Source organism: Brevundimonas aurantiaca, assembly GCF_904830995.1.
GTDB classification, from domain to species: Bacteria; Pseudomonadota; Alphaproteobacteria; order Caulobacterales; family Caulobacteraceae; genus Brevundimonas; species Brevundimonas aurantiaca.
This window is the reverse complement of record NZ_CAJGVD010000001.1, coordinates 3,045,298-3,069,423: the sequence shown is the minus strand read 5'-3', so window position 1 is coordinate 3,069,423 and position 24,126 is coordinate 3,045,298. Positions and strand designations below refer to the sequence as shown.

The 24,126-nt window shown below is 67.1% G+C and carries 25 protein-coding genes; 8 read left to right on the top strand and 17 right to left on the bottom strand.

Going from position 1 to position 24,126, the window contains the following annotated elements:
• The 3 genes from JMT67_RS15130 to JMT67_RS15120 form a co-directional block, all read right to left on the bottom strand.
• Nucleotides 1-517: arsenic resistance protein (locus JMT67_RS15130; protein ID WP_407645740.1), on the bottom strand; the 517-nt coding region annotated here is incomplete at its 3' end.
• Nucleotides 514-939 (bottom strand): arsenate reductase (glutaredoxin), encoded by a 426-nt coding sequence (gene arsC / locus JMT67_RS15125; RefSeq protein ID WP_003169312.1) that lies wholly within the window; start codon nucleotides 937-939, stop codon nucleotides 514-516. The genes JMT67_RS15130 and arsC, both read right to left, overlap by 4 nt.
• Before the next feature lie 7 nt (nucleotides 940-946).
• On the bottom strand, nucleotides 947-1,282 hold the full coding sequence (locus JMT67_RS15120) for an ArsR/SmtB family transcription factor (RefSeq protein ID WP_003169314.1): 336 nt from the start codon (nucleotides 1,280-1,282) through the stop codon (nucleotides 947-949).
• Nucleotides 1,283-1,418: 136 nt separating this feature from the next.
• Between JMT67_RS15120 and JMT67_RS15115 the strand changes: the two genes are divergently transcribed.
• The gene (locus JMT67_RS15115; protein WP_066624841.1) at nucleotides 1,419-1,709 is read left to right on the top strand and encodes a helix-turn-helix transcriptional regulator; all 291 of its coding nucleotides are present in this window, start codon (nucleotides 1,419-1,421) and stop codon (nucleotides 1,707-1,709) included.
• On the opposite strand, the gene JMT67_RS15110 is transcribed toward JMT67_RS15115, so the two are convergent.
• The gene (locus JMT67_RS15110) at nucleotides 1,666-2,919 is read right to left on the bottom strand and encodes a tyrosine-type recombinase/integrase (RefSeq protein ID WP_201463926.1); all 1,254 of its coding nucleotides are present in this window, start codon (nucleotides 2,917-2,919) and stop codon (nucleotides 1,666-1,668) included. The two genes, JMT67_RS15115 and JMT67_RS15110, sit on opposite strands and share 44 nt — an antisense overlap.
• 359 nt (nucleotides 2,920-3,278) lie before the next feature.
• Between JMT67_RS15110 and JMT67_RS15105 the strand changes: the two genes are divergently transcribed.
• Nucleotides 3,279-3,707, top strand: a complete 429-nt coding sequence (locus JMT67_RS15105; RefSeq protein ID WP_233455907.1) for an OB-fold nucleic acid binding domain-containing protein — start codon at nucleotides 3,279-3,281, stop codon at nucleotides 3,705-3,707.
• An 86-nt stretch (nucleotides 3,708-3,793) separates the two neighbouring features.
• Here the strand turns inward: JMT67_RS15105 and JMT67_RS15100 are convergent, their stop codons facing one another.
• On the bottom strand, nucleotides 3,794-4,519 hold the full coding sequence (locus JMT67_RS15100) for a hypothetical protein (protein WP_201463925.1): 726 nt from the start codon (nucleotides 4,517-4,519) through the stop codon (nucleotides 3,794-3,796).
• Between the two features lie 361 nt (nucleotides 4,520-4,880).
• Between JMT67_RS15100 and JMT67_RS15095 the strand changes: the two genes are divergently transcribed.
• The 5 genes from JMT67_RS15095 to JMT67_RS15075 all read left to right on the top strand — a co-directional run bounded on the left by JMT67_RS15095 (nucleotide 4,881) and on the right by JMT67_RS15075 (nucleotide 9,509).
• Entirely contained in the window at nucleotides 4,881-6,545 is a 1,665-nt protein-coding gene (locus JMT67_RS15095; protein WP_201463924.1) for a hypothetical protein, read from the top strand.
• A gap of 33 nt (nucleotides 6,546-6,578) precedes the next feature.
• Nucleotides 6,579-7,907, top strand: coding sequence for a HEPN domain-containing protein (locus tag JMT67_RS15090; RefSeq protein ID WP_201463923.1), 1,329 nt, complete (start codon nucleotides 6,579-6,581; stop codon nucleotides 7,905-7,907).
• Nucleotides 7,904-8,686, top strand: a complete 783-nt coding sequence (locus JMT67_RS15085; RefSeq protein WP_201463922.1) for a hypothetical protein — start codon at nucleotides 7,904-7,906, stop codon at nucleotides 8,684-8,686. The genes JMT67_RS15090 and JMT67_RS15085 overlap by 4 nt, the downstream gene beginning before the upstream one ends.
• 86 nt (nucleotides 8,687-8,772) lie before the next feature.
• Nucleotides 8,773-9,036 carry an ECs_2282 family putative zinc-binding protein gene (locus JMT67_RS15080; RefSeq protein WP_201463921.1) on the top strand — a complete coding sequence of 88 codons (264 nt, stop codon included), beginning with the start codon at nucleotides 8,773-8,775 and terminating at the stop codon, nucleotides 9,034-9,036.
• Nucleotides 9,036-9,509, top strand: a complete 474-nt coding sequence (locus tag JMT67_RS15075) for a hypothetical protein (RefSeq protein WP_201463920.1) — start codon at nucleotides 9,036-9,038, stop codon at nucleotides 9,507-9,509. Before JMT67_RS15080 ends, JMT67_RS15075 begins: the two co-directional genes overlap by 1 nt.
• Nucleotides 9,510-9,727: 218 nt before the next feature.
• On the opposite strand, the gene JMT67_RS15070 is transcribed toward JMT67_RS15075, so the two are convergent.
• From JMT67_RS15070 to JMT67_RS15015, 12 genes are all read right to left on the bottom strand, one after another.
• Nucleotides 9,728-10,639 (bottom strand): HEPN domain-containing protein, encoded by a 912-nt coding sequence (locus tag JMT67_RS15070; protein WP_201463919.1) that lies wholly within the window; start codon nucleotides 10,637-10,639, stop codon nucleotides 9,728-9,730.
• Between the two features lie 147 nt (nucleotides 10,640-10,786).
• A complete protein-coding gene (locus JMT67_RS15065) occupies nucleotides 10,787-12,796 on the bottom strand; it encodes a ParB/RepB/Spo0J family partition protein (protein WP_201463918.1) in 2,010 nt (669 codons plus the stop codon).
• A gap of 364 nt (nucleotides 12,797-13,160) precedes the next feature.
• Nucleotides 13,161-14,291 carry an acyltransferase family protein gene (locus JMT67_RS15060; protein WP_112862345.1) on the bottom strand — a complete coding sequence of 377 codons (1,131 nt, stop codon included), beginning with the start codon at nucleotides 14,289-14,291 and terminating at the stop codon, nucleotides 13,161-13,163.
• The gene (locus JMT67_RS15055; protein WP_201463917.1) at nucleotides 14,288-14,698 is read right to left on the bottom strand and encodes a hypothetical protein; all 411 of its coding nucleotides are present in this window, start codon (nucleotides 14,696-14,698) and stop codon (nucleotides 14,288-14,290) included. Before JMT67_RS15055 ends, JMT67_RS15060 begins: the two co-directional genes overlap by 4 nt.
• A 4-nt stretch (nucleotides 14,699-14,702) precedes the next feature.
• Complete coding sequence (copM, locus tag JMT67_RS15050) at nucleotides 14,703-15,146, bottom strand: CopM family metallochaperone (protein ID WP_112862347.1); 444 nt, start codon at nucleotides 15,144-15,146, stop codon at nucleotides 14,703-14,705.
• A 70-nt stretch (nucleotides 15,147-15,216) separates the two neighbouring features.
• Complete coding sequence (locus tag JMT67_RS15045) at nucleotides 15,217-16,128, bottom strand: cation diffusion facilitator family transporter (RefSeq protein WP_112862348.1); 912 nt, start codon at nucleotides 16,126-16,128, stop codon at nucleotides 15,217-15,219.
• The gene (locus tag JMT67_RS15040; protein WP_112862349.1) at nucleotides 16,125-16,727 is read right to left on the bottom strand and encodes a cation transporter; all 603 of its coding nucleotides are present in this window, start codon (nucleotides 16,725-16,727) and stop codon (nucleotides 16,125-16,127) included. The genes JMT67_RS15045 and JMT67_RS15040 overlap by 4 nt, the downstream gene beginning before the upstream one ends.
• Entirely contained in the window at nucleotides 16,727-19,948 is a 3,222-nt protein-coding gene (locus JMT67_RS15035) for an efflux RND transporter permease subunit (protein ID WP_201463916.1), read from the bottom strand. The genes JMT67_RS15040 and JMT67_RS15035 overlap by 1 nt, the downstream gene beginning before the upstream one ends.
• 12 nt (nucleotides 19,949-19,960) lie before the next feature.
• Nucleotides 19,961-21,160, bottom strand: a complete 1,200-nt coding sequence (locus JMT67_RS15030; RefSeq protein ID WP_017505582.1) for an efflux RND transporter periplasmic adaptor subunit — start codon at nucleotides 21,158-21,160, stop codon at nucleotides 19,961-19,963.
• Nucleotides 21,160-22,413, bottom strand: coding sequence for a TolC family protein (locus tag JMT67_RS15025; RefSeq protein WP_201463915.1), 1,254 nt, complete (start codon nucleotides 22,411-22,413; stop codon nucleotides 21,160-21,162). Before JMT67_RS15025 ends, JMT67_RS15030 begins: the two co-directional genes overlap by 1 nt.
• Nucleotides 22,414-22,471: 58 nt before the next feature.
• On the bottom strand, nucleotides 22,472-22,825 hold the full coding sequence (locus JMT67_RS15020) for a hypothetical protein (RefSeq protein WP_017505584.1): 354 nt from the start codon (nucleotides 22,823-22,825) through the stop codon (nucleotides 22,472-22,474).
• A 130-nt stretch (nucleotides 22,826-22,955) separates the two neighbouring features.
• Nucleotides 22,956-23,633, bottom strand: coding sequence for a cation transporter (locus JMT67_RS15015; RefSeq protein ID WP_201463914.1), 678 nt, complete (start codon nucleotides 23,631-23,633; stop codon nucleotides 22,956-22,958).
• A gap of 55 nt (nucleotides 23,634-23,688) precedes the next feature.
• Here JMT67_RS15015 and JMT67_RS15010 point away from each other — a divergent pair, with 55 nt between their 5' ends.
• Nucleotides 23,689-24,114 (top strand): MerR family transcriptional regulator, encoded by a 426-nt coding sequence (locus JMT67_RS15010; RefSeq protein ID WP_017505586.1) that lies wholly within the window; start codon nucleotides 23,689-23,691, stop codon nucleotides 24,112-24,114.
• The last annotated feature ends 12 nt before the right edge of the window (nucleotides 24,115-24,126 follow it).

The following is a 24,126-nucleotide window of genomic DNA, read 5'->3' as shown; positions in this document are numbered from 1 at the left end:
CGGTGAGGAAGAGCCAAGCATAGAGGCTGAAGAACAGGATCTGGAAGATCGAGTTGAAGGCCACGAGACCGGCCACATACTGGTTGTCGCCTCGGGCCAACTGGTTCCAGACCAGCACCATGGCGATGCAGCGCGCCAAGCCGATCAGGATCACGCCGGTCATATATTCCGGCTGATCGCGCAGGAAGATCGCCGCTAGAGCGAACATCAGCACAGGGCCCAGCACCCAGTTCTGGAACAGGGACAGGGCCAGCACCCGCTTGTCGGCGAAGACGCGCGGCAGTTCCTCGTACCGGACCCTGGCCAGCGGAGGATACATCATCAGGATCAGGCCGATGGCGATCGGAATGTTGGTGGTCCCGACCGAGAGGCCGTCGACCCAGGCGGGCAGGCCGGGAACCAGAGTCCCCAGTGCGACGCCCAAAGCCATGGCGGCGAAGATCCATCCCGTCAGCCAGCGGTCGAGAAAGGACAGGCGGCGCGGCGGGGCCGCGTCGGTGACCGGCGTATCGATCATCGCGCCACCCGAAGGCCAGCCGCCTCGATGACGACCTCGCCGTCCTCCTTGGTGAACCGCTTGAGATCATCGGCGGGCAGGAGGTCCAGAACGGCCTCGGACGGTCGGCACAGGCCGACGCCGAGAGGACTGACGACGATCGGGCGATTGAGCAGGATCGGATGGGCCTCGATCGCATCGAGCAACTGATCGTCTGTCAGGCCCGGGTCCCCGAGGCCCAGGTCGGCGAAGGGCGTGCCCTTGTCGCGCAACAGGTCGCGCAGCGGCTTGCCGGTTCGTTCGGCCAGCCAGGCGATCATGACGCGCGATGGCGGCGACCTCAGATACTCGATGACGTGCGGCTCGATGCCGACGTGGCGAATGAGCTCCAGAGCGTTGCGCGACGTCCCGCAGGCCGGGTTGTGATAGATGATGACGTCCACGGGATCCTCAGGCGCAGCAGGGGGTCAGTTCGGCCAGCAGAGGCTCGCATAGCTCCGCCCGGCCGCCGCAGCAGTCCTTGAGCAGGAACAGGACCAGGTCGCGCAGCCGGTCCAGATCGGCCCGGTAGATGATCGACCGGCTGCGACGCTCCGATTTGATAAGTCCCGCTCGGGACAGCACCCCCAGATGCGACGACAGGGTATTGGCCGGGATCGCCAGATGGTTGGAGATGTCACCGGCCGGCAGACCGGCCGGTTCGTGCCGCACGAGAAGTCGGAACGCCTCCAGCCGCGTCGACTGCGCCAGGGCGGCGAGAGCAAGAATCGAGGCTGCGGTTTCCATATTTCCGAACTAGTCGAACTATAGAAATGTGCAATCCCCGCTCTGCAGCCGGCCGTAAGCTTACGGTGGAGAGTTTGGCGGCTTGGCCTGCCGCAGCCTTTCGAGTTCGATTCCCATGACAACATGGAGATCTTCGATGGCCCAGGCCGACCCGCCGCTGAGGCGCACGATCAAGAAGCCGCAGCTCCGTCAGATGGTGCCATTGGCGGACAGCACCATCTGGGAGATGGAGCAGCGCGGCCAGTTTCCCCGGCGCTTCCTGCTGACCCCGCGCTGCGTGGTCTGGGACCTGGCCGAGGTGGAAGCCTGGCTGGCGCTTCGGCGGGCCAAGCCGATCCGCCGGGCGCCGCCGCCCGATGTCCGCAAGCGGATCACCCGCCCGGTCAGAGCCGCGGATCGAAACGAGGGCCGGCCGTTTCCGGGATAGTCAGATCCGGCGTGAATCCGCGCCCCGCCTCCCAGGCGTCCACGGCGTCTGACCACTGCTGGGCCATGTGGCGCCGCTGGGCCTCGAATTCGGCCTTGTTGTACACGCCGCGGGAAGATCGCTCTTCGTGGGCGAGGCATTTCTCGATCCAGTCCGAGTTGAAACTCATCTCGTGCAGGAGCGTGGAGGCCGTCCGGCGCAGGTCGTGAACCGTGAAGGGCTCCAGGGGCAGATCGCGCTCGCGCGCCAGCTCGGCGATGGCGCTGGTCACCCGGTTGAAAGTCGCCCGCGACATCGGCGCGTCGGCGTCATAGCGCGACGGCAGGATGTAGCGAGAGTTCCCGGCGCAGGTCTTCAGCGCGATCAGGATGTCGAGCATCTGGGTCGACAGGTAGACGTTATGCGGCCGCGACCGCTTCATCCGCTCTTTCGGGATCGACCAAACTGCGTTCTCGAAATCGACCTCGTCCCAGGTCCCGTCCTGCAATTCGCTCTTCCGCACCATGCTCAGCAGGATGAACTTCAGCCCGAGACGGATGGTCGGCAGGGTGGCCACCTCCCCCAGCAGGTTCAGCGCGATCCGGATCTCGCTCGGCGACAGCGACCGGTCCCGCGGCCGGAAGGTCGCGATGGACGCCGGCCCGACCCCGTCGGCGGGATTGTCGATCTTCTCGCCGTGCAGGATGGCGTAGGCGTAGATTTGTTTGACGATGTCGCGAACATGGATGGCCGTCGCCGGGGCGCCGCGATCCACAATGGTCATGCAGTGCGCTCTCAGGTCGTTCGGCGTGATCTCGTTCAGGAGCCGGTTTCGCCATTCGGGCAAAACCTCTCGGTTGAAGATCGACCGTCGCATCTGGCGCGTGCTGTCGGCCATCGGAGCGTGGTCCATCCACCGGATCGCCACCTGTTCAAACCGCTGGGCCTCTCTCAGCCTGCGTTTCACGCGTTGCTTGTCCAGCGCCGGTGAAACGCCCTCGGCGATCAGGCGCTTCGCTTCACGCAGCTTTTCCCGCGCCTCCCCCAGGGAGAGTCCCGCCGGACCGTAGGAACCGAAGGTCACCGTCTCGCGCCGCCCGTCGAAGCGATAGTCGTACCGGAAAGCGATGCCGCCTGTCGGTGTTACGAGCACGTACAAACCGTCCCTATCGGTCTTTTTGTACGCTTTTGATTTCCCTCGCGTATTTCGCAATTCTGCGTCGGTTAGCATGCGAATTTTACTCCAAAAGACCGTCAGGCGTTTTCGGGGTCTTCGGCAGCGATTTCTTCAAGAAACTCATAGGCTTGTTTCAGAAAAAAGACCGTCAGGACGCCCTCAGCCCTATGAGGGTATGAATCGGGGGGTCGAGAGGCAACGGGAGAAAGACCGTCTGGCATACCGACACACGGGTTCGCTGCCCCTCGATAGATACCGAGAGGCAGCGAACATATTTTTCTTGTAAGTCAGTGTTTTAGTGGTAGATTCGGAAGTGGCGTCGAAAGGCACCGAAAGCTCTGAATCATTCCCTCGCCTTCCTGCGAGATGAACTCCAGCGCCGGCATGTGATGACGTGCGCCGACGGGACGGCTATGCGCGATCGGCGCCTGACCCGGATCGCCGGCCTAGTGCTCGTCCGTCAGAAGCCCGGCTCGGCCAAGGGCGTGATGTTCATCACCATCGAAGACGAAACCGGCGTCGCCAACCTGGTGATCTGGCCCAGCCTCTACGAACAGCGGCGCCGGGTCGTCCTCTCCTCAAGCCTGCTCATCGTGGACGGCAAGGTGCAACGCGAAGGCGAGGTCGTCCACATCGTGGCCACCAAACTCCATGATGGGTCGGACCTGCTCGCCTCCGTCGGCGATCGAGGCGACACCTTCCCCCTGCCCCATGGCCGCGGCGACGAGGTCTATCACGGCAGCGCGCCAGACCCTCGCCAAGCCCGTCCAAAGGCGCGAGACATCTACATCCCCGACCTCCACCTCGACACCATCCGGCCTCGGACGCGGGATTTCCGTTAGGCGCCAGAACCGGTCATTCGTTGGCCGCCCGAAAGCAGACCTTCGAACGGCGTTGGCTCTGGTGTCCGCTTCGGGCCCTTAGGCGATCATTCAGGCCAGAGTTCTGCGGACCGTTCGTCCAACCGTCTGACGAGATCGGCGGCGACTATTTCACTCGCGTCGTCTTCGATCATCGACGCATGCAGACGGCTCGCCAAAATGACCGCGCCGAGTTGCCAGAATGGGTAGAGGCGGCGCGTCAGTGTTGTGATGGGATCGGGTACATCGGGCGATCCACCGGGAACGACGCCGCGCAGGATCGACATGCCGGAGACATGGGTTGAGACCGCCGAAATCTGTCGATACCAACGATAGAGATCAGGGACCTGACCGATGGCGGCCAAGCCATCCATTTTAAGCTGCTCGCCTTTCGATCCTTCGGGCAGACCTTTCATGAATTCTCGCCGCTGTCTCTCGGCCTCGATCTCCAAATCCTTAAGCCCCATGTCCTTGAACATGGTGATCTGACCGATCAGCGTCTTGATCGCGTCAAGCCGTAGCTGATGCCAGATACCGCCCTCTTGGTGGAAGTTAGCCGCGATACAGATCGCAGCCTCTAGGGTGCCACGGACGGCATTGTCGGCGTCTATGTTGAGGTGTTCGTTATACAGAACGGCGAACGCCCGCTGGTGACTGTGGAGCCGCCGGTAGAGCATGATCGAAATCATCTTCGGGTCGGAGTTGTAGCCTTGGATTTTCCGCGACGTTTCCCATAGGGCGGCCGTCAGTCGGGTCGCTTCGTTGAACATTTCGCCGTCGGCCTTAGTGTGCATCAGGCCAGTCTATCGTTTTCCGCCGTATCCAGAAGACAGCGAATTCCGCCCTGCTGCGTGTTCGCGATGGGGGCTCCTAGCGTCTGTTTGCGCCGGGAGCTGGTTTTGGCTCCCAGCCGTAAAGACGAGGTCTGGAGGCGATCCCATCCGGCGCATCTCCGACATTCATGAGGCGGGCTGACGCGGATGCCGATTTCCGCGAGCGCCGGGACGGAGACCTGCGCGTGGCGGTGATCGGCCTCTCTCTGCAACCGTTTGCCGTTGCCCCGCCACCCTACCGGCGGGCCCGCCTGACCGGCGAAGTGGCTTCGTCGGGTGAAATCAGATTAAGTCCGACCCGCGCACGGGAGGGCGTTCCTCGATGTCTTTGGGTTCAGCGGTCTTCGGCTTCCCGGAATTCCTGACGGCTGTTGCTCTCCTCATCCTCGTGTTCACTGCCGGAGACCCCCGGTATCGCTTCCGGATCGAGGTCGCGCCGCTTCACCTGCCGCTGCTGAGTTTCATCGCCATCCTCGGTCTCGGCGTCGCGACCATTCTGGCGGACGTCTGGTATGCCGAAGGTTGGCCGACCCTGACCGGTCCCGTGGGCCACGCCGGCGTCCAGGCCGGGCTCGGCCTCCTCTTCTTGGCATTGCTGATCGTCTGGATCGTCTTCGCCTACATCCGGCCTCCCACCTTCTCCCCGCGAACCGCCAAGCATTTTCACGGCGCCCTGCTCCGTCGGGTCCTCAAGGGCGAGGCCACCGACATGGCGATGGCCGCTGATGAGATGTCGGAGTCCATGTCCGCCATCGTCAGACACTGTCGGTCGTTGCGGTGGCGCGGCGAGGTGGCCGCTGCCGATAGGCCGATCCGATCCGTCGAAGTCCACGCACATGACATCCTGCTCGTGATGGGCAACGCGCGGTTCTGCCGGCAGCTCGTCCGCACTTCGCCGACGACCGCCATGGCCCTGTTCGATGCGATGGCGGCGCAAGAGAAGCACCGCTTGCCGATCCGGGCCCTAGTGCAGAACCTCGTTCGCGAAGCCATCAAGAACCCTGACTCTCTGCTCTATGACGAGGCGGACGAGTTCAGTTCGGACTTCGTCGGCCAAGCCAAGCCGTTCACGACCGCCGTCTTCGGTCACTACCGGATCGTCGAGGGTCTGGCGGATATTCACGCATCGCCTCTCGATCTGCGCGTGACGGCGCTTGATCTGACGGCGAGGGAGTTCGAGGCCTATAGGGCCGGCGCGCTCGTCTTCATCAGCTCGTTCCTGAAATCGGGGGCCGATCAGTCGCGGGCGCTTAATGACGTGTTCGAATGCTTCAAGACCGCGACCCGGGACGCCTATGAACTGACCAACGCCAAGGGCCTCTATTCCGGAACCGACGCGTACGACCGGATCGCCGGAGCCGTTCGATTCGTGGGCGATGTGGTCCAGCGACTGTCCGAGGCCGAGCGGGAGCCCGGTGGGCCAGCGAAGCCGAAACCGGAGCGGTTCTCGTTCGACATCTACGATCAGGTCGCGGAGCTCATGTTCGAAATCATTCTCAACGTCGCTGCGGTCGAAGGGGAAGCGGAGCGAACCTGGAGCGTCCACCACAATGCAGTCTGGGCGCGGTTCTTCGGCTTCGCAGATGGCGGGGCGTGGCGTCACGTCAGGCGCCGCCTTGTCCGACGCCTGCATGCGGAGATCGCCGACATGGAACGGTTCGCCAACTACAAGTCCGCTCGGATTCTGGGCTACTGTCTGAACGTCATGGGGCTGCGCGATGTCGGCACGAACGCCGCGAAGCGAGAGGCCCGCGGCTTCCATCGCCTACTGCTGGGCTGGATGGCGGCGAACTTCCTGACGCTAAATCGCGACTACCCCGACGTCGCAAGTGCGTTGTTGGTCGGCGGCATCAGCTTCGACGAGGCCGGCGCGCGGCTGATCAAGACCTACGCCAAGCTAACCCGACCCGAGCCGGTGCGCACCTTCCTGGATTTGGCGCCCGCGCGCCCGACGCCGTGGGATCGTTTCATCGGACAGGGACGATGAGCCCCCTTCCGCGATGACCGTCAGGAGACCGAGATGCCCATTCCGTTGACGCCGCAGTGTCGCGAGGCCTTGACCGAGAGACTGGCGACGGCGCTCGCCGACGTCACTGTGACGAAAGGTCAGTTCATCAACCGCACGTCGCTGCTCGCCGTGCACGAATCCCAGAAAGTCCTGCCCGCGAAAGGACCCGAAACCCGCCAGCTTCGGGCCCTGATCGACGACGATGTGATGCTGGAGTTCGTTTACGGCACGCTCAGCCACGAACTTCAGAGCCAGCCTTACGCCGACACGGTCGGAACGCGCCTCGCGGACGTTCCCGGCTACGATGACCTGACCGCCGTCTCCGCACGCCTGGTGAAGGCTCTGGAAGCCCTCCCCGAGCGTTATGTCTTTTCGATCCGATTGCCGGGCGGGCTCGGGCGCCTGTTCTCGGGGGGCATCGGCATTGATCTCTCGCCGACCGTCCATGTTCTGCACAGCGAGAGCCCATTCCTCGAAAGCCTGCCGAGAACGACGGGGGACACCGATCGCGATCGCCGCGTCCACAATCTGGGCCTCCTTGGAGGGGGGCCGAAACCTTGGGACGGGACATATCTGGTCTGCGTCACCGAGGGCTTCGTCGGCGCTTTCACCGACACCTTCCCGCGCAGGTTCGCGGAGGACCTGTTCAAATCCTTCTGCGGACTGGCGCTCGCCTTCTCGCTGCTGAAACGCAGCCGATCCTACACGCCCTACGCCCGTTCCGCTGGGTTCCTGATCCATCGGCAGGTCGGCGACGCATACGAACTTTTCGACGAGTCGCCTTTGCCGAACGCCTCGGCGGAAGCCTACGGCGACATGGACCTGAACGTCACGGCGGTGGAAGGCCTTTCAGACACCACGTTCGGTTCAGCGATCACCCTGCTCATCTATATGACGGAAGCCTTTGGTCCGTCGGATACGGCGGCGCGTATTCGGCGCGCCGCCCAGTGGTATTTCGACAGCGAATGCGCGGACACGCCGCTTCTGGGCTTCGTCCAGGCGATGGTCTGCCTCGAGATCCTATACGGGGACAAGGCGGCCGCTGCGAAACTCGGTCTGAACGAACTGCTTAAGAACCGATGCGCCTACGCCATCAGCAGCGATCATGCCGAGCGCGAAGCGATCCTGAAATCGTTCGACGAAATCTACGATGTTCGGTCGCGCATCGTGCACACAGGGCATCTGCGGTTGACCGGCGAGGAACGAGGCCATTTTCTCACGCTGAAACGGTACTGCGTCCAGGCGCTGTTGCGGGAGATCGGCCTGCTCAAAGGCAAGGCGGCCACCGGGGCCGGGCCGTTGGGAACAGCGGGCCAGACGAAACCGAAGGCTCCGAATTGACCTTCGCCATAGAGCCGTATCTGGATCGCGTCGGCGGGGCGGCCCAGCGTGTACGAACGACGACCTACGCTCGACTGACGACCGACCTCAAACGGTTTTTCGCTGCGCTCGAATCAGACGGGTCGGCGGCCCAGACGATCCGCGAGCTTGAAGCCGGTGTCGATCTGGAAGCGTGGCTGGACGGGTTGGGCGATGTCTTCTCCGACGACCCCATCGATTGGCCCGGTGGAGAAGCAGACGATATCGGCATCAGACTGGCATTGATGCGCAGCTTCGCCAAGAATCCCGATCTGGCGACGGACTTCGGAAACCGGTTCACCACGGCGAATGATTTTGATCGGCTCGTAGCCGCCGTTGTCGACGTCGTCTTCGATCCGCTCCTCGACGACCTGCCGCGCTATCTGGTTCAAGCGCTGCAACGCCTTGAACTTGACGACAGCGCGCCACAGGGCGGCGACAGTCGGGTTGTCGAGGTCGACAGCGCCGATAGGGCTTGGGTCCGGGCTCTGACCGCACTTGACGACATCCTCGTCGCGCTTCGTGAGTCTTCCGACGTCAGCTCTGACGATCGCAGGCAGGCGACGGCGGAGGTATCAGCGGGGGTGATCCTGATACGCTCCGGCCGGTTGCGGCCTCACGCTCTCGGGATCGTGCTCAAACCTGCGCTTGCGCGCCTTTCCGATCGTCACGGCCGACAGAAACTAGGTAGGGTCGCTGGAACGGCGCTCGAACACCTGAACCATGCGTTGGCGCTGGCCCTCGCGGCACCCGAGGACTGAGCGAAGAACTCGCCGATCACCCATGCTGGCGTCGCCGCTCCGCCGCTGTTATCCCAAGGCCACCCGCGCGCTTTCTTGGCCTTCCAATGTCGTTGCCCGACCGAAATCGATCCGTCACCCTGGTCTGCCAAACGTGCGCCGGAACCGCATTTGAGCATGACGACGCGGATCCCGCCTCCGATGTGCGGTGCATCGGCTGCGATCGCATATACACGCGCGAGGCACTCATCGCCGAGAACGGCGAGGTAATCCAAGTGTCGCTCGACGAGATGAAAAGCGAGATCGTCGAGGACGTCCGCAAACATTTCCGCGACGCCTTCCGCGGGTCAAAGCATTTCAAGGTCCGTTGATGGCCTTCACCTTCGACCTCGGCGATGTGATCGCCGCCCTGGCCTTGGCGGCTTCTGTGTGGGCGATCCTGAAGACTGATCGGTTCAACCGCCGACAGAATGCGTTTCAGAAGACCGCTGATCAGCTGAACCAGCTACTGATCGACAAGGAGGCGCAGGAGAATCAGGCGCAGCGCCGCGCCGATATCGGGGTGACCATCTACAAGATCGGGAAATCCGACTACCGCATGAAGGTCTTCAACAAGGGCAAGGCGAACGCCACGAACGTGACCATCGAAGAGGTGGGAGACGGCCGCCTTCTCATGCCGAGCGATATCCAGCGCAAGTTCCCGGCGGCGCTCATGGAGCCGCAACAGTCCATTGAACTGCACGTCATCGTTCACTTCGGTTCACCCGCTAAAACCCAGGTCCAGGTGACTTGGGATGACGCCTACGGCCAAGGTCAGCAGAAACTCCTGCACCCGACCCTCTGACGATCGCAGCCAGCGACCGATCGAGCCTTCAGGGCACATGGCAAGGATCTTCAGCCTCTAGCCTCGCGTTGAAGCGCTCTCCCAAGGCCCGGCAAGCGGGGCGTTCGGCCCTGCCGCCTGGATACCGAGGTCAACGCCTTTGCAGCCTGGGGAGAACGCCCGAAAGCGGACGTTGCCAACCGCCGAGTTGAGTCAGCAGCAGTCGTGTCGGCGACTCGTTAGCCTTCGGCTTCAGCTTGCCTACGGAGATCTTCCAGCCGTTCGGTGCAAATGGTCGCCGTCAGGCCGCGAAGCACATCGACCCGCTCGGCCAACCATGCGAGCTCCTCGGCAGTGATCTTGAAGTGCTCGGAGTAGCGCGCCTTCACATAGGCCTCACGGAGAAGCTCGAAGCAGCGGCGTTCGAACTTGGTTTCACGGGGCCACGCGTCGGCGAGCCGGGTGTCGATGCCCTCGGCCTTTTTCCGGAGGAAGGCGAGGTTATGAGCCTTGCCGCTGTACAGCGTCGTGACGAGCAAGACGCAGTGGTAGAGATGCTCTGACGCTTGATGCAAGGAGAAGGCGGCCAGGTTGGCGCTTTCACGTTGGATATAGAAGCGAGCACCAGCCTGAAACTCTGCCGAGCTCGCCATCCACTTCTCGTAGTGTCGCTGCGCTTCCTCCAGCGCGAGACGCGCTCTCAAATCGGCCGGCTTGTGCAGCTTGCCCGCCGGGGTATCGTAGACCACCACGCCTTCGCGCACGATGTCGGCGAAGAAGTACCGCCCACGGTCCAGCTGGTCGTTCACGTCGTCGAGCGAATGGACGATCAAGCTGACGGGGGTGCGAATGTCCGGACCGATGGGCATCGTCCGGTTCTCGGCCTCGTGCCAGAATTCGCGGTCGGTGAGGTCTTCATGATCGACGACGATCAGTAGATCGAAGTCCGAAAAATACCGTCCGACCGGGTCGTGCACCCAGTCGCCGCGCGCATAGCTGCCATAGAGAATGATCTTGAGGATCTTGCCGTGCTTGAGCCGATCAGCGCGCCGGGTGGCGGTCGCCTCCTCGAAAGCCGCGCGCACAGTCTCGACCACCTGGCGGAGTTCGGCCCGCTTGCGCGGCGGCAGATGATCAAGGCTCGTCTTCATGGCCGGAGTCTCCGCGATACGGCCGCACACGGCAAGGCTGAAACGGCCTTTCTGTCGACCTTAGCCTTGATGTCATGCCTGATTTCGCCAAACGAAAAAGCCGCGCGCCCCCAAAGGGCGCGCGGCCCGTTTTTGTCTCCAGCGGCGCTATTCGGCGGCGAACGAATAGGCGTCGTCGTCGCGGGGCGTTTCGGCCCCCCGCTCTTCCGGCTCCGCTGCGTCCGACACCGTCCGCAGCGGCGCGGGCAACCACCCCTTGCCCTCGATCAGACGCTCTGCGGCCTCGGCCATGTCCGCCTTCTTGAAGCCGGCGATCCGCGCGGCCTCTTGGGCGCCCGCCGCCTCCGTCACCGCCTCCAGCACCTTGGGTTTGGCGACACGGGTGAAGTAGCTGGCCGCTGTCGCCGTCCACGTCCCCGCCATATCCAGACCGACCGCCGTCGCCAGCGTCTCGGCCTGAGCCAAGGCCCCGGGTCGTCTGTCGTGCGGATCGCGCACGGCGTAGAGGCCGACCCCGGCGCAACAGGCCATCAGGTCCAGTTGGTCCGACGGCGCCAGCGCAGCCACCACACCCCAGAGGTCTTCCGGACGCTCGGGAAGGCGCGCACCCCACGCCTCGCACCGGTCGCGGACCCTCCGACCGGCGGGGCTGTCGTCCACCCCCGGCGCCAGCCGCTCCAGCCCCGTGGTCGTCAGCCGAAGCTGCAGGGGCGTCCAGACGCTGTAGCCCGAATAGAAGACCTGCAGGACGAGGGCGTGGACCACGGTGGCCAGCGCCACGTTCACATCGGCCTGCACCGCATCCCGCAGCCCCATGGTCTTGTGGGCCGTCAGGTCGATCAGCAGACGATCCGACAGGGCCGAAGGCGTTTCGTCCTCGGGCGCGTCCACACTCGACGGCGTTGCGCCGTCCACACCGTCGTCCGCCGCCTCGTCCTCCGACCACGGCGACGGCGGATCGGCGGGCACGTCCTCGGCCCGGACCAGACCGCGCTCGAAGCGGGCGAGGCCGTCGTGACCGAGCATCACCATGACCCCGGCGCGCGCCCTGGCCTCGGGGGCGTAGGCGAAGTCCGGGCCGAAGGCCTGCAAGGCCTTGTCGATCTCCTCCAGCCGCGCGTCCGCCTCGGGCGACAGGCCGTCGTCGCCCGCCTCCGAAACGATGCCGTCGTACTCCTCGGACAGGGCCGCGATCTCGGCGGCGTCCGCCTCCGAGCGTTCGACGGCGACCGGATAGACCCGACCGAACGCGGACAGGTCGGGATACTCCAGACCCGCCTCGGCCCACTTCCAGCCTTCCCGCTCGCGCGCCTCGTCGGCCAAGCCGGTCAGCTTCTCGCCGACCAGCCGGTCCAGCAGGACCACGTCCTCCAACCAGCCTCCGCCGTCCTCGGTGAACAAATCCCGGAGGATTCCCCCGCCCGCCGCCTCATAGGCCTCCACGCCGACGAAACGGGCGCGCCGGTCGCTCACCGCCACCTTGGACTCGGTCATGGCCCGGCGAATGGCGTGGACGGGGCGATATTCGCCCAACTGCTCGAACACCTGCCGCTGCCGGTCCTGATCCGCACTGACGCAGAAGGCCATCAGCTGGTCCAAGGCCAGCGCCCCGGCCCGATAGGCCGCCATCAGTTCGGGCGCCGCCGCGCCCAGCCGCAGTCGCTGGCGCACGACATGGGCCGACACGCCGAACCGGGCGCCGATCTCCTCGGGACCGTAGCCCTTCTCCGTCGCCAGCCGCTGGAAGGCCTCGAATTGGTCGGCGGGATGCATGGCCTCGCGGGTCATGTTCTCGTCGAGACTGATTTCGTGGGCGTCATTCTCGGCGTCCACGATGCAGCGCACGGGATGTGTGCGCTTGATCGCCTTGCGCTTGGCCAGCAGCCGGAGCCCCTGACGGCGACCTTCGCCGATGGTCACGAAGTAGTTCCCGGTCGGAACGCCCTCCCCGTCCCGCTCGACCTCGACCACGGGCGGCTGCAACACCCCCTTGGCCTTGATGGAGGCCGCGAAGGCCTCGATGGTCGCCGGGCTGTGCGGGGTCTTCCGGGCGTTCCTCGGCGAGGCCTTGAGCCGGTTCAGCGGCACGATCACCTCCGCGCCGTGCTGCGGCGCGGTCGCTTCGGTCTGGGCGGTTTGGGTGGATTGAGCAGTCATGTCTGCCTCCTTTGGGCAAGGGTTGCAGGCACGCGAACTGCGCGCCTGAAACCCTGCCCGTCGGCGAGACCGGGGTAGCAAGGGCCAGGGCGGACCGGCCGGAGGGGGATCGCCCGACCTGCACAAGCCTGACCCTGATGATTGTCATGACGCCGATCGCCGGCGCGGAAGGTCGGGGAGACCGGCCGGTCCGGCGGCGCAGCCGCTTCACCCTGGCCCGCGCGAGGGCGGAGCCCTTAGCCCTTCTGCGACGTCCGCAACGTGTCCTTCTGGCGCGGCGTCGCAGGCTCCAGCTTGAGGAAAACGAACTGACCGGGCCTCGCGTGTGAGGTCGTCGCAACGGGGCTTTTGACCCACGGTCGCGTCAGGCCACCGGCCGATCCGCACTGACCCCCGGCGCAGGCGTCGCAGGCCTCGGCGGGTTCAACCGGGCCTGGACCGGCCGATCGAACCCATACCGGAACGCCGCCGCCCCCATGAACGCCGCCGCCAGACCGGCGGCCCAGACGCCCCAGCGCATCCCGATGGACCAGTCCGACTGTCCGACGGCGTCGAAGACGCCGAACCAGACGATGCGGGCGACTTCATTGGTGAGAAACATCGCGAACGACATCAAGCCGAGGTGTTCGATCAGGCGCGACGAGCGCACCACGGGCAAGGCTCCAGCCGCCCAGATGATGATCGTCATCAGCAGCAGGGAGGCCAGGCCGAAGGGGCCAACGGCCTGACCGAGCGCGAGCGCACCGAAAGCGCCGAGTCCCAAGGCGCCCGCCACGGACGGACGCACGTAGACGCGCACACCGACCACGGCGGCGGCCACGCCCAGCAGGAAGAGCGGAAGGGCGCGGAGGAATCCGAACCGCAGGGGCAGGCGATAGACCGGATCGCCCAGCCAGACGCGGCTGGCGACGTCGGCGGCGAGAAGCAGGGTGATCGCGATCGCGGCCGTGGCCCGGGGTCGGCTCCAGAGCGCCCGGCAGATCCAGGGCAGGAGCAGATAGCAGCCGATCAGAGCCGACAGCGTCCAGGTCGGCGCGTTCCAGCCGACGCCGCCCGGCACGCCATAGGCCTGCACGAGCAAGACCTGGGCGGGCAGCTGGCTCCAGTCGAACCATTGGGGATTGCTCGGTCGGACCCCGGCCAGAGCGGCGGCCGCGACCAAGGCCGCGAGACCGGCGATCACGGCCAGATGGGCCGGGAACACGCGCAGCAGCCGCTGGCGCGCGTAGGCCCCGACGTCGATCCCGCCCGAGGCCAGGCGCTCGCCGTAGATCCGGGCCAGCACATAGCCGGAGTCGATGATGAAGAAATTGGTCAGCAGGAACCCCCGGTCGAACACCGGATGGATCTGTCCGAGCGGCAGCGGGGCCGCTTCCCGGAAGTGGTAGAGGATGATCAGCGATCCCGCGGCGAACCGCAGCACGTCCAGCCACCCTCCGCGGGCGATGCGCGCGGGGCGGCGGGCCTGACCTTCCCCGTCGGAGCTTCTCGTCATTCGCGCTTCCCTGTGGCGGCGGGGCGTTCGTTGGCGTGAGGATGGTCGTGCACGTCCGCCCGCACCCTGTACAGGATGAGCGTTCCGGCGACGCAAAGCACGCCGAGCCCGCCGGCGATCATCAATCCGGCCCGGTCGCGGGGACCGAACACCAGACAGCCGCCCGTCACCAGGCTCATCATCACGCCGTAGCCGATGTAGAGCGGCGTTCCGTAGGCGCCGAGCAGGGAGAAGGCCATGCACAGGACGAAGAAGGCCGCGATCAGGCTGGCGCCGACGGCGATTACGACATCAAGTACTGGCCGGGGCTTCGGCGGCCGGCGCGGGCTCGAGCCGCGGCGGCCCTTGTAGCGCCCTTGGCGCCAGCGGATGCTGCGGCTGCGGACCGTGAAGCGCTTGCCGGCCATCGGGTCAGGGCCGTTCTGAGACTGCCGGCGCGTCCTCGTGCCGCGCCAGCATGATCCGCATCCGCAGGATTTCGGCTTCCTGGGCGCGGATGATCTCCTGCGCGAGACCGCGCACGTCATCCCCCTCGCCCTCCTCCACCGCGATCCTGGCCATGGCGATCGCGCCCTCGTGGTGGGCGATCATGCCGCGCAGAAAGTCGATGTCAGCGTCGCCGGAGTAATCGATGTTCATCGCCTGGTGCATGCGGTCAGCGGCCTCCCGATAGGCCCGCGTCGACGGCGTATCCGAGGGGTCGCCCGCGTGACCGGCGTGGGCGTCGATCGCTCGCGCCTCGACCGGCGGCGGGGCCGAGGCGTCGGGCGCGCCGCGACGGGACAGAATGCCGAAGGCGAAGGCGGCGACGGCGAGGAAGACCGCGATCACCGAGATCCAGCCGGTGCGTTTCATGGCTTTGTCTCCGAGATTTGGACAAGGGGCGGGATCGTGGCGCCGGACCTGGCGGGCTCGTCATTTCGGGTCATGCGTGCAGACCTCCCGCATCCCCGCACGGCTCAAGCTCGGTCTGGACGGTCGTGTGATGCAGGTCGAACCGCTCTTCGAGCATGTCGCCGACGGCCTGTCGGACTGCGTCGGCGTCGGCACCCTCGACCAGCACGACGTGAACCGTGCAGCTCGCCTGATCCGCCCCCGAGACCCAGACGTGGAGGTCGTGAAGGCTGGCGACCCCGGCGGTGGCGAGGATGGCGGCCCGGACGTCCGACAGGGCCACGCCGCGCGGGGCGCCCTCCAGCAGGATGTGGGTGGTGTCGCGCAGCAGGATCCAAGTCCGGGGCAGGACCCAGAGGCCGATGGCGATCGCGACGATCGGATCGACCCAGCGCCAGTCCGTCACGGTGATGACGACGGCGGCGACGAGGACGCCGAGCGATCCGAGCATGTCCGCCCAGACCTCGAGATAGGCGCCCTTGACGTTGAGGCTGCGATCCTTGCCGCTCGACAGGATGCGCATGGAGATCAGATTGATCACCAGGCCGGCGGCGGCGACGATCAGCATCCCGATCGAGCCGACGGGCTCGGGATCGAGGATGCGCTTGATCCCCTCATACAGGACGTAGCCGGCGACGACGAAGAGCAGCACGGCGTTGAACGCCGCCGCCAGGATCTCGAACCGGCGATAGCCGAAGGTGCGCTTCTCGTCCGCCGGCCGCTGGCCGATCTTGATCGCCAGCAAGGCGATGGCCAGGGCCGCCGCGTCGGTGAACATATGCGCCGCGTCCGACAGCAGGGCGAGGCTGTTGAACACCAGGCCGCCGATGACCTCGACGATCAGGAAGGTTCCGGTCAGCGCCAGCGCGATCGTGAGCTGCCGGGCGTTCGCGCCGGCGGTGTGGTCGTGGGCGTGGCCGTTCGAGTGGTCGTGACTGGTCATGAAGCGCGTTCCTCTGGCTGTTCGGAGGCGGCGTTGGCGTCGCGGAGAATCTCGACGCCGCCCTTGATCGCGATCGCCGCGACGAGGACCCCGACGACGAGGTCGGGCCAGGCCTGGTCGAGCCAGAGGACCAGACCGCCGGCGACGAGGATGCCGCCGTTGGACGCGAAATCGTTGAAGCTGAAGGTCTCGGCCGCCTTCATGTTGACGTCGCCGCTGTGCTGGCGGCGGATGAGCTGCAGGCAGATCAGATTGACCACGGCGGCGACCAGGGCGAGCGCCATCATGGTCGGACCGATCGGCTCGGTCCCGGTGATCACGCGGCGCACGGCATCGACGAGGACGCCGGCGGCGAAGACCAGCAGCATGACCCCCGACACCCTCGCGGCGCCCCGCTTCCAGCCTCCTGTCCGCCCGATGGCCAGAAAGCTGATCAGATAGACCGCCGCGTCCGAGGCGTTATCCAGCGCATTGGCCAGCAAGGCGCTGGAATCGGCCGACACGCCGCCGATTCCGAGCGCCGCCGCCAGGCCGGCGTTGAGGCCGAGAACCGTCAGCAGCGTCCGGCGCTGCCGACGGTCATCCTGGGTCCGGGCCATCAGTCCTCGATCCCTTCGTCCTTGCGGTGACGCACCGCCCTCGCCGCGAAGGTCGGCAGGACCAGCAGGGTCAGGGCGGTGGCGGTGATCAGGCCGCCGATGACCACGGTCGCCAGCGGCTTCTGGACCTCGGCCCCGGCGCCGTGGGCGATGGCCATCGGAATGAATCCGACGATCGCCACCATCGCGGTGGTGAGCACCGCGCGCAGGCGGCTGGACGCGCCCTCGATGGCGGCGTCGCGGGGGGGCAGGCCCGCCTGGAGCCGCTCGCGGATAGCCTGCATCAGAACCAGGCCGTTGAGCGTCGCCACGCCGGAGACGGCGATGAAGCCGACCGCCGCCGAGACGGAGAACGGCATGCCGCGCAGGAGCAGCGCCAGCGCCCCGCCCACCAGGGCGAGCGGCACGCAGGCGAACACCAGACCGGCCTCGGCGAAGGAGCCCAGCGCCATGAACAGCAACACGCCGATCAGGACGAAGACGATCGGGATGACCAGGCCCAGCCGCTGTTCGGCGCGCTTGAGGTTTTCGAACTGGCCGCCCCAGTCCAGGCGAACGCCCGGGGGGAGCTGAACCTGATCCACCGACTTCTGGGCGTCGGTGACGAAGCCGCCCAGATCGCGACCGCGCACATTGGCCTGGACGACCATGCGGCGGCTGCCGTCGTTGCGGCTGATCTGGTTCGGTCCCTCGGCGCTCTGGATGCGCGCGACCGAGGACAGGGGCACGGTCACGCCGGTCGATGAAACGATCGGCAAGGCCGCCAGCGCCGCCGGATCGTTGCGCGCGTCGTCAGGGAGACGGACCACGACGTCGAAACGCCGGTCGCCCTCGAAGATGCGGCCGGCCTCGGCGCCGCCGATCGCGGCCGAAACCGCTTCGGAGACGTCGGCCGCCGACAGGCCGTAGTTGGCCGCGGCGAACCGGTCCACGCTGATCGTCAGGGTCGGCAGGCCGGACGCCTGCTCCACCCTCACGTCGGCCGCCCCGTTCGTCTGGCGCAGGGCGTTGGCCACCTGGTCGGCGACCCGCTGCATGGTGGCGAAGTCGTCGCCATAGACCATGACCGCCAGATCGGTCCGCACCCCCGAGATCAGCTCGTTGAAGCGGAGCTCGATCGGCTGGCTGAATTCGAAGTTGTTGCCGATCTGCCGCGACGCGACTTCCTCGAAGCGGGCGATCAGCTCCTCCTTCTCCAGACCCGGGTTGGGCCAGTCCTTGCGGTCCTTCAGAACGATGACGCTGTCGGAGATGTTGGGCGGCATGGGGTCCACAGCCGCTTCGGCGGTGCCGGTCCGCGAGAACATGGTCTCCACTTCCGGCTGGGCCTTGATCGCCCGCTCGATCGCCATCTGCATGGCGAGCGACTGCTCGAGCGAGGCTGACGGAACCCGCAGCGCCTGCATGGCGATGTCGCCTTCGTCCAGGGTCGGGATGAACTCCCGGCCGAGGGTGGTGAAGGTGACGCCGCCGATGACCAGGGCGCCGAGCGCGGAGAGCAGGACGATCTTCGGACGATCGACGGCCGTGCGAATGGCCGGAGCGATCCAGCGGCGCGCGTGGCGCAGCAGGAAGGTCTCGTGCTCGTGGGCATGGCCGTGTTCGTCGACCTCGACCTTCTTGGGATCCCGCACCAAGAGCGCCGTCATCGCCGGCACGAAGGTGAAGGAGAAGATGAAGGCGCCGACCAAGGCCAGCATAACCGTCGCGCCCATCGGGATGAAGGTCTTGCCTTCGACCCCTTCCAGCATCAGCAGGGGGGTGAAGACGAGCAGGATGATCAGCTGACCGAAGGCGGCCGGCTTGACCATCTGGCGCGCCGCCGCGGCGGCGACGCCGAGACGCTCGCGCCGCGTCAGCATGCGCCCGGCCTCCGCGCGCTTCTGACTGAGCATCAGCAGGGTGTTCTCGACAACGACCACGGCGCCGTCGACAAGCAGGCCGAAGTCCAGCGCGCCGAGGCTCATCAGATTGCCGCTGATGCCGAACCGGTTCATGCCGATGACGGCGAACAGGAAGCTGATCGGGATCATCAACGCCGTGATGCTCGCCGCCCGGATGTTGCCGAGCAGCAGGAAGAGCACGACGATGACCAGGAGCGCGCCTTCGGTCAGATTGCGCGCCACCGTGGCGATGGTCGAGTTCACCAGGGCGCTTCGGTCCAGCACCGTCACGGCCTCGATGCCGGGCGGCAGGGTCTTCTGCACCTCCTCGAGCCGATCGCCGGCGGCTTGGGCCACGGTGCGGCTGTTGCCGCCCGCGATCATCAGGGCGGTGCCGAGGACCGCTTCGTGTCCGTCGCGGCTGGCGCCGCCCAGACGCGGGGCCTGGCCGACCTCGACGGTGGCGACGTCGGCGACGCGGACCACAAGGCCGCTTCGATTGACGACAGGCGCCTGGGCGAGGTCCTCGACGGTCGAGGCCAGCGCGTCCGTGCGAACGGTCAGGGCCTCGCCCGCACGCTGCACATAGCCGGCCCCGGCCTGGGTGTTGGCCCGGTCGAGCGCCTGGATGAGGTCGCCCATGCCGAGCCCGTAGGCCGACAGACGCGCCGTATCCGGACGAACCGCGTATTCCTTCACATAACCGCCGACCGTATCCACGCCGGCCAGGCCGGGCGCCGTCCGCATCTGCGGAGCGATGATCCAGTCCTGCACGGTGCGCAGATAGGTGGCGCGCTGTTGCGGGGTGGTGAGGAGATCGCCTTCAGGCGTCAGATAGGCGCCGCCGGCCTGCCAGCCGGTCTGGCCCGGCCTGGCCAGGTTGGCGCTGTTGAACGGCTTGTAGTCCACCGTCCACATCAGCACCTCGCCCAGGCCGGTGGTGATGGGCGCCAGCGCCGGTTCGACGCCTTCGGGCATCGTCTCGCGCGCCTGCGCCAGTCGTTCGGCGACCTGCTGACGGGCGAAATAGATGTCCGTCTGGTCGGTGAAGATGACGGTCACCTGGCTGAAGCCGTTGCGGCTCAGCGACCGGGTCGAGGTCAGACCGGGGATGCCGGCCATGGCGGTCTCGATCGGATAGGTGACCTGACGTTCGATCTGTTCGGGGGCCAGGGCCGGGGCGACGGTGGTCACCTGCACCTGACGGTTGGTGATGTCCGGCACGGCGTCGATCGGCAACCGTGTCAGTTCGAGGAGGCCGTAGGCCGCGACGAGCGCCGTGGCCAGGACGATGAACCATCGGAATTTGACCGACAGCTCGATGATGAATTTGAACATTCGCGCGCCCCCTTAGTGGCCGTGCTCGGCCTCGCCCTTGGCGAGTTCGGCTTTGAGGAGGAAGGCGTTGGTTCCGGCGACCCGCTCGGACCCGTCGAGGCCGCGCAGGATCTCCGTGCGTCCCCCGGCCTGGCGACCGACGAGCACGGGACGGAGCTGGAAGCCGTTCGGGACCTGGATGAAAACGACGCTGGCGCCGTCGACGGTCTGGATGGCTTCCGTCGGCACGGTCAGGCCGCCGGCGGCTTCACCCGTTACGATCGCGCCGGTGACGGCGGAGCCGGCCGGCGGCAGGGTCGCTCCCGTCGGGCGCGCCCGGATCACGGTGGCGCCGCTTTCCGCGCCCGCCCCGGCGGCGACGCCGGTGACGACGGCGTCGAAATCGCCCGCGGGGCTGGAGACCCGCAAGGTCGATCCCGCGCGGACGAGCGCCGCAAGGTGCGGCGGCGCATTGAACACGAGTTCGACGCGGGCGGGGTTGGTCACCTCGGCGATCACGCCGCCCTGCGGGACGAAGCCGCCCGGGCCGACCTGAACGCTGGTGACCACGCCGGCGATCGGGCTGTTCACGCTCAGCCGTCCGGCGGCGTTGGGCGATCCGGCCGCGCTCGACCGCGCGCGGGCCGCTCGGGCCGCCGCCTCGGCGCTGAGCAGCTGCGCCCGGGACGCCTCGACCTCTTGCCGGGCGACGACGCCCTGGTCGGCGAGGTTGCTGTTGCGCTGATAGGCCTGGCGCGCGACTTCGGACTGGGCCGCGGCCGCGTCCGCGTCGGCGCGGAAGGTGGCCGCGTCGCCGCTCACGAGGCTGGCCAGGGGCTGGCCGATCCGAACGGACTGGCCGGGCGCCACCAGCACCCGTTCCACCCGTCCGCCGACAGACGCGGCGACGGCGGCGCGGGCGTCGATCATGGGTTCGACGCGACCGGAGAGCCGGGTCTCGGCGCCCCCGCCCCGACCGACGCCGACGACGACCAGATTGGCGGCTTGGGCCTGGGCGGCGCTGAGAGCGACGAAGCCCTCGGGCGCTTCGGCCTCGCCTTCGGCGTGACCGCCCTCCTCTTCGGCGTGACTGGCTTCGCCTTCAGCCGCCGCGCCTTCGGCGGCGGGCGGATCCGACCGTCCCATGGCGAGGTAAAGACCCCCGGCCCCGAGGATGACGAGGGCGGCGACCCCGCCGATCAGCAAGGTCTTGTTGGAAGTGCGCTTGCGCATCATTGGGCTCCTTGGAAGGGGGCGCGGCCGTCCTGGCGCGCGAGATCGATTTCCGCGCGGACCCGGGCGAGGCGGGCGTCCACGGCGGCGGTTCTGGCGTTGACCAGGGCGGTACGGGTCGCGCGAAGCTCGAGCTGCGAGATCCGGCCCGCCTCGAAGCCGATCCGCGAGAGGCGGGAGGGTTCTTCGGCGGAGGGCACCCCGGCGGCGGCGGCGGTGACGCGGCTCACCGAGGCGCGGAGGCGCGCCTGTGCTGCGGCCCGGTCCGCCTGGGCTTCCTGACGGGCGGTCATCAGCCGGGCGTCGGCCGCCCTGAAGTCCGCCTGGGCGGCTTCGATGTTGCCGCGGTTCCGATCGAACAGCGGCAGGGGCAGGCTGAGGCCGAAGGTCAGCGCCGTCGCGTCTTCCGCCTCGTAGCGGCGAAGTCCGACGCTGGCGCTGACGTCCGGTCGCGACCGCGTGCGTTCGACCGCGATGCGGCTTTCTGCGGCCGAGCGCTCAGCCTCGGCCACGCGCACGGTCGGCGTCTGGTCCGTCGGCGAAAGGGCGGTCGCCGGCGCGAGGTCCAGCAAGCTGACGTCGATGGTCGTCACCGGCTCGGCGAGCATGGCCACCGCCGTGAGCCGGGCGAAGGCCGCGTCCCGTTCGGCGATGGCTTCGTCGAGACCGGCGCGCGCGGCGGCGGCTTCGCTCTCGCCCTGGATGCCGCGCAGAAGCGGCTCGCGCCCCTCCTCCACCAGCACCAAGGCCGCGCGGGCGTCGGCGAGGGTGAGGCTCAGGTTCTCCTCGGCCAAGGTCGCGCGCCGCTCGGCCGCCTCGGCGTCGGCGTAGACCAGCGCCAACCGTCCGGCGGCGTCGACCACGGCCAGATCTCGTCGGAGCGAGGCGGTCCCGGCATCGGCGCGGGCCGCGTTGATGCGAGCCGTGCGTCGACCCCAGAGCTCAAGATCCTGAGTGATCGAGAGCGTGGTCTCGGCATTGCCGTAGCCAGAGAAGGGCCCGCTCCCGAACGCGTTCTCGGCATCGAGCGCGAGGGTCGGGTTGGGGCGGACACGCGCCTGGCGCGCCCGGGCTTCGGCGGCGTCCAGAAGCGCGCCGGCTTCCGTGGTGGCCGGGGTCTGGTCCAGCCGGGCGAGGAGCTCGGCGAACGAAGGCGCAGGGTCAGCCCACGCGGGGCTGGCCAGCACAGCCGCGATAGCGGCGAGCGCGCAGCCGACCGCGAAACGCGGCGGCCGGCGATATGAGGCAGGCATGATTCATCTTCCAGAGGGAGTGACACGAGAGAGCCCGCGCGGAAGCGCGGTCGTCGTGTCAGGCTCTGGGAGGGCGTTTCAGTCCGTCTGGCGCGATGGAGCCGAAGAGATCGCTCAGGGGCAAGGCGTGGAGCGGCCGGTCGAAGGCCTGCAGAGGCAGGTCTTCGCCGACCGCCGTGCGAGCGGCGGCGGTGTGATGGCAATGGCCGTGCGAGCAGATGCCGTGGTCCTTGCCGCCGGTGTGGTCGCCTTCGGCCGGATCGTGATCAACCAGGGCGTGGGCGGCGGGCGGTTCGGGCTGGCAGGTCGCTGCGTCAGCGATGGGCGCGACGAAGAAGGCGGCGGCGACGAAGGTCACCGCCAGAATCAACTTCGCCCATGTCACCATCGACCAGGTCATCGGCGGCTGCATACTTTCGTTCGCCCGTATCGGCAATCTGTTACAAAATACGCTGCTCCGGCCGCCCCGGCCTTGCGCGACGGGAACGCGCTCCGGCCCGCCCTGCTGCGACGACCGGTCACGCCGGATCGGGCCCGGCGGATCAAGCGCCCGCTCCAGGCAGGGCGGCGGACGAGCGAGCGTTCACGCGGGTCTCGACGAGCGCCTGACGGGTGATCGACCATGCGGATTGAAGGAAGATGAAGGCCAGCAGGGCGCCGGCGGCGAGATCCGGCCAGCGCGATCCCGTCAGCCAGACCAGACCGCCCGCCGCGGCGACGCCGAGGTTGTGGGCCAGGTCGTTGCGCGTACAGAGCCAGACCGATCGAACATTGGCGTCTCCGTCCCTGAAGCGCAGCAGCAGGGTGGCGGCGACCGGGTTTGCGGCGAAGCCGAACAGACCCAGGCCCGTGATCACGAAGCCCTCCGGCGCGGCCCCGGTCATGGCCCGCCAGACCGCGAAGCCGAGGACCGACAGCCCCAGCACGACCAGGCTGGCGCTCTTGGCGAGGGCTGCGCCGGCGCGGAGGCGCACCGAGCGGCCGATAACCCAAAGGCTCACGGCGTAGGTCACGCTGTCGGCGAGGAAGTCGAGGGCGTTGGCGGCGAGCGCGGCCGACCCCTGCGCGAGACTGCCGGCCAAGACCGCGACGAAGCCGACGAGGTTGATGACGATCACGGCCACCAGCACGCGGCGATAGGCCGGCGTGGAGCCGTCAAACTTCACATCGTGTCCGCAGCAGCCGGCGGCCGGGCGGCAGGCGGTCTCGCTCGTGTCCATGAAGACTGGTCTACATCCTCTAGTCACTAGAGGATCAAGCGCCTATTTTCAGCCGATGACGCTCACTCCCGCTCCGCATCTGACCATCGGCAAGCTCTCCGCCGCGACCGGCGTGAAGGTGCCGACCATCCGCTTCTATGAGCAGGCCGGGCTCCTGCCCGAGCCGCCGCGCACCGCCAGCGACCGTCGGCTCTACGACGAACCCGCACTACGCCGGCTCGGCTTTATCCGGCACGCCCGCCAGTTGGGCTTCGACCTCGACGCTATCCGCTCGCTCCTCGACCTTGCCGATCACCCCGACCGCACCTGCAGTGACGCGAACGCCATCGCGGAACGGCATCTGGCCGATGTCACGGAGAAGATTCGGCAGTTACAGGCGCTCCAGACTGAACTTTCACGGATGACGGCCGACTGCGCCGGCGGCCGGGTTTCAGCCTGCAAGGTCATCGAAGTCCTTCAGGACCGAGACTGCCGACATTAAGCAGACCGACAT

Coding starts and splice junctions, on each gene's coding strand:
- JMT67_RS15100 (WP_201463925.1), bottom strand. CDS start 4,519: ATGCACACTAAGGCCGACGGCGAAATGTTCAACGAAGCGACCCGACTG.
- JMT67_RS15070 (WP_201463919.1), bottom strand. CDS start 10,639: ATGAAGACGAGCCTTGATCATCTGCCGCCGCGCAAGCGGGCCGAACTC.
- JMT67_RS15060 (WP_112862345.1), bottom strand. CDS start 14,291: ATGACGAGAAGCTCCGACGGGGAAGGTCAGGCCCGCCGCCCCGCGCGC.
- JMT67_RS15115 (WP_066624841.1), top strand. CDS start 1,419: ATGGCCCAGGCCGACCCGCCGCTGAGGCGCACGATCAAGAAGCCGCAG.
- JMT67_RS15045 (WP_112862348.1), bottom strand. CDS start 16,128: ATGACCAGTCACGACCACTCGAACGGCCACGCCCACGACCACACCGCC.
- JMT67_RS15075 (WP_201463920.1), top strand. CDS start 9,036: ATGGCCTTCACCTTCGACCTCGGCGATGTGATCGCCGCCCTGGCCTTG.
- JMT67_RS15040 (WP_112862349.1), bottom strand. CDS start 16,727: ATGGCCCGGACCCAGGATGACCGTCGGCAGCGCCGGACGCTGCTGACG.
- JMT67_RS15110 (WP_201463926.1), bottom strand. CDS start 2,919: ATGCTAACCGACGCAGAATTGCGAAATACGCGAGGGAAATCAAAAGCG.
- JMT67_RS15015 (WP_201463914.1), bottom strand. CDS start 23,633: ATGGACACGAGCGAGACCGCCTGCCGCCCGGCCGCCGGCTGCTGCGGA.
- JMT67_RS15065 (WP_201463918.1), bottom strand. CDS start 12,796: ATGACTGCTCAATCCACCCAAACCGCCCAGACCGAAGCGACCGCGCCG.
- JMT67_RS15025 (WP_201463915.1), bottom strand. CDS start 22,413: ATGCCTGCCTCATATCGCCGGCCGCCGCGTTTCGCGGTCGGCTGCGCG.
- JMT67_RS15035 (WP_201463916.1), bottom strand. CDS start 19,948: ATGTTCAAATTCATCATCGAGCTGTCGGTCAAATTCCGATGGTTCATC.
- copM (WP_112862347.1), bottom strand. CDS start 15,146: ATGAAACGCACCGGCTGGATCTCGGTGATCGCGGTCTTCCTCGCCGTC.
- JMT67_RS15020 (WP_017505584.1), bottom strand. CDS start 22,825: ATGCAGCCGCCGATGACCTGGTCGATGGTGACATGGGCGAAGTTGATT.
- JMT67_RS15120 (WP_003169314.1), bottom strand. CDS start 1,282: ATGGAAACCGCAGCCTCGATTCTTGCTCTCGCCGCCCTGGCGCAGTCG.
- JMT67_RS15030 (WP_017505582.1), bottom strand. CDS start 21,160: ATGCGCAAGCGCACTTCCAACAAGACCTTGCTGATCGGCGGGGTCGCC.
- JMT67_RS15080 (WP_201463921.1), top strand. CDS start 8,773: ATGTCGTTGCCCGACCGAAATCGATCCGTCACCCTGGTCTGCCAAACG.
- JMT67_RS15010 (WP_017505586.1), top strand. CDS start 23,689: ATGACGCTCACTCCCGCTCCGCATCTGACCATCGGCAAGCTCTCCGCC.
- JMT67_RS15105 (WP_233455907.1), top strand. CDS start 3,279: ATGCGCGATCGGCGCCTGACCCGGATCGCCGGCCTAGTGCTCGTCCGT.
- JMT67_RS15095 (WP_201463924.1), top strand. CDS start 4,881: ATGTCTTTGGGTTCAGCGGTCTTCGGCTTCCCGGAATTCCTGACGGCT.
- JMT67_RS15055 (WP_201463917.1), bottom strand. CDS start 14,698: ATGGCCGGCAAGCGCTTCACGGTCCGCAGCCGCAGCATCCGCTGGCGC.
- JMT67_RS15090 (WP_201463923.1), top strand. CDS start 6,579: ATGCCCATTCCGTTGACGCCGCAGTGTCGCGAGGCCTTGACCGAGAGA.